The 3308-nt window shown below is 73.2% G+C and carries 3 protein-coding genes; 1 reads left to right on the top strand and 2 read right to left on the bottom strand.

The window, feature by feature from the left end; translation table 11 throughout:
• Window positions 1-681: 681 nt before the first annotated feature.
• Window positions 682-1290 (bottom strand): TetR/AcrR family transcriptional regulator, encoded by a 609-nt coding sequence (locus ND748_RS28615; protein WP_251749298.1) that lies wholly within the window; start codon window positions 1288-1290, stop codon window positions 682-684.
• A gap of 184 nt (window positions 1291-1474) precedes the next feature.
• On the opposite strand from ND748_RS28615, the gene ND748_RS28610 reads away from it, so the two are divergent.
• A complete protein-coding gene (locus ND748_RS28610; RefSeq protein WP_251749297.1) occupies window positions 1475-2344 on the top strand; it encodes an alpha/beta fold hydrolase in 870 nt (289 codons plus the stop codon).
• Window positions 2345-2382: 38 nt separating this feature from the next.
• Here the strand turns inward: ND748_RS28610 and ND748_RS28605 are convergent, their stop codons facing one another.
• Entirely contained in the window at window positions 2383-3030 is a 648-nt protein-coding gene (locus tag ND748_RS28605) for an alpha-ketoglutarate-dependent dioxygenase AlkB (protein WP_251749296.1), read from the bottom strand.
• Window positions 3031-3308: the final 278 nt, after the last annotated feature.

Below are 3308 nucleotides of genomic sequence, written 5' to 3'. Positions count from 1 at the left end.
CGCCGAGGACGACGGCGGCGCCGACGGCCAGCAGAACGCGGGCCGCGCCGCGGGGGTGCGGGTGCGGGTGCGGGTGCGGAGGCGGAGGCGGAGGCGGCGCGAGGGACAAGCCGGCAGGTAAGTCGGCGGCCTGCTCGGCCGGTGACGGCCGGTTTCCGCGAGGACGGAAGGAACGGGCGCAGAAGGAGCTCCGGCCACGTTTCGTCCAGCGCACGGGGTGTCGTCTCAGCACGTTTCATCTCCCTGGGGTCGGGTCGGCGGGCTGCATCCAGCCGGGAAACGCAGGCGGCACCCAGTCCGGACGCCCCACTGCCGGCGGACGCCGGAAAACCCCAGGCGAGTGTCCCGTTCATGGCCGGAGATCTCCGGGCGGAGAGCCCAAAGCGCGGGTGATCGGTCGTCCCGGACGTTGATCGCCCGCGCGGGCACAGCGTATGGCCACCCGAAACGTCGGTCAACGACGTTCACCGACATCTCACCCGAAAGAGCGGCGTCGGCGCGGATGCCCGCAGCGGCACCGGCGAGCCGCACCGAGGATTCGACCGACGTAACCCGACCGAGAAGCGCCGACGCGACCTGGGCCGGACGACGAAACACCCGAGGAATGTCGGGGACGTAGCCGTACCAGGAATCCCGGCCGAAGACCTTCCGGCTACGGAAGGCATCCGCGCGCGTAGCAGTTCAGGATGTGGGGGCGCGTTCGGCGGCGAGAGCGTGGGCGACGCCGTCGAGCACCATGTCGAGGCCGGCGGCGAAGTCGGCGGCGGCGCGCTCGCGGGCCGGGTCGGACGCGGGCGTCAGTAGGGCGCCGGAGGTGTAGAAGAACAGCGTGCGCAGCACCCGGTCGGCGCCGGCGGGCGCGAAGCCGGCCTGGGTGAGGGCGGCGTGCAGCGGGTAGTAGAGCCGGGCGGTGATGGGGTCTTCGGCGTGCGCCGCGAGATGGGCCGCGAGCCCGCGGCAGCTCCCGACCACCTCGTGCATCCGGAGCAGGAACGCGCGTAGGCGGGGGCGCCAGTCCGCGTCGGTCGTGTCGGCGTCGAGCACCCGCGTGTACAGCTCGGCGGTCACCAGGCGCAGCAGGTCGTCCTTGGTCGCGACGTGCTTGTAGGTCGCGCCGAGCGACACTCCGAGGGACTGGGAGAGGCGGCGCATCGTCAGCCCCTCGACCCCATCCCGCTCGATGATCGACAGCGCGGTCGCGACGATCTCGGCCTCGCGCAGAACACTCTGGCGGGGGGCTCGGGTGTCGACGGTACGGGCGCCCCGCGCGCCGGGCGGGTCGCGGTCCATCGGTTCAGCGTACGAGCCGCCCGCCAGGCCCGACCGGAGCCACCCGTTCGCCGCCACCGGCCGCAGGGGTCCGTGACGCGGATGCTGTCCGTGCTGGACGAGCGGCGAGGCCCGTGGTTCTCTTCTACAAGACGTAGAAGTTATGGCTCCGAACACAGCCTCGGACACGCGGAAGGCGGCCGACATGGCGGAGATCGAGCTGTCCACCGGAACGATCGACTACGAGGACACCGGCGGGCCCGGGCCCGTCCTGGTGCTGCTGCACGGACTGCTGATGGACTCCTCTCTGTGGGCCGGCCCGGTCGCGGAGCTCGCCCGCGAGCACCGCTGCGTGGTCCCGACGCTGCCCATGGGGGCGCACCGCCATCCCATGCACCCCGACGCCGACCTTTCTCTGCCCGGACTCGCCCGCCTCGTCGCGGAGCTGCTCGACCGGCTGGACCTGCACGACGTCACCCTGGTCGGCAACGACACCGGCGGGGCGCTGGTCCAGCTCGTCGTGCGGGACGGCGCCGCGCGGGACGGCGCCGCGCGGGTGGGACGGATCGCGCTCGTCTCCTGCGAGGCGTTCGACAACATGCCGCCGAGCCTGACCGGGCGGACGCTGGCCCTGGCCGGCGCGCTGCCACCGGCGCTGTTCGGCCTGGTCATGCAGCAGATGCGGCTGCGGCCGATGCGCCGCGCACCGATCGCCTTCGGCTGGCTGACGGCCTGCGGGGACGCCGCGACCGCCCGGTGGACGCAACCGCTGCTGCGCCGCGGCGAAGCCCGCGGCGGCATCCGCCGTGACACCGTACGGGTGCTGCGCTCGCTACGCCCGGCGCGGGAGCTCCTGCTCGACGCGCCCGCCTACCTGCCGAGCTTCACCGGCCCCGCGCTGGTGGTCTGGGCCGCCGAGGACCGGGTGATGCCGCCCGAGCACGGCCGCCGCCTCGCCGAACTCCTCCCCCAAGGACGGCTGGTCGAGGTGGCCGACACCCGCACCCTCATCCCCCTGGACCAACCAGCCGAACTCGCCAAGATCCTCCGCGACTTCGTCACCATTCACGACTGACCGGCCCGGCCTCGCCGGTTCAGGTGGCCTGCGCCCGATCAGATCGAGGCGATGGCCTGCAGCCGGCTCTGGAAGTTCACGCTGATGCGCGGACCGGCCGGCGTGGCCTGCTTGGGCACCGCATGACGCCAGTCGAGCTGGCACCGGCCGCCCATCACCACGAGGTCTCCCGCGGCCGGCGCCACCACGACGCTGCGGCCGCCGTCGCGCGGTCGGACGAGGAATCGACGGGTCGCACCGAGGCTGAGCACCGGCACGATGCACTCCGCCCGTTTGCAGGACAGATGGTCGCGATGCCAGCTCGTGCCGTCGCGGTGATCACGGTAGAGGTTCAGCCACAGGCTGTCGTAGGGAACTCCGTAGTGCACCGAAAGCGCGTGCGCGATCCCCCGCAGCGGCTCGGGTGCCGCGTCGAGGTCCGGGTACTCGGCGGTCAGACGCGGTTCGGCGACCTCGCGGGTGTACATCCAGCGGCTGCGCTGCTGCCATCCGGCGTCGTCGCGCAGCAGTGAGAACAGTCCGTCGCTGCCGGCGAGCCAGCCGGGGACGTGCTCGACCCACGAGTGCTCGTCGAGCGCGATCCGGCGCGCGGTGCCGAAGCCCTCGTCGACCTCGGTCGGCCCGGTCTCGAACAAGCCGATCTGGATCGGCCCGCAGCTCGCCCGCGTCGCGTGGTGTGTGGCCATGACCGCTCCCCCAACAGTCGGACGAAAGAGTCCAGCTCTGGGGGCCGGCCCAGCATTCCCACCCGCCGAGCGCCACCGGTCGGCGTCGACGCATCGCCGGACCGCCGACGCCTCGCCGGCCGCCGCCCAGGTCGCGATCGCCGGCGCGGTTCCGCGGCACCGCCCGCCCCACCCCGGGTCGCCCCGCACCCCCTCGCCCGCACCCCGTCGCAACCCACCCTCCGACCCGGGCTCACGCCCCGGCACGACTCAGGGCCGTCAGGGTGTTAGTCGCGGTC

It is taken from the genome of Frankia sp. AiPs1 (genome assembly GCF_023716945.1).
Taxonomy (GTDB): Bacteria; Actinomycetota; Actinomycetes; order Frankiales; family Frankiaceae; genus Frankia.
The sequence above is the reverse complement of the archived record's forward strand: the minus strand, read 5'-3'. Positions and strand labels throughout refer to the sequence as shown.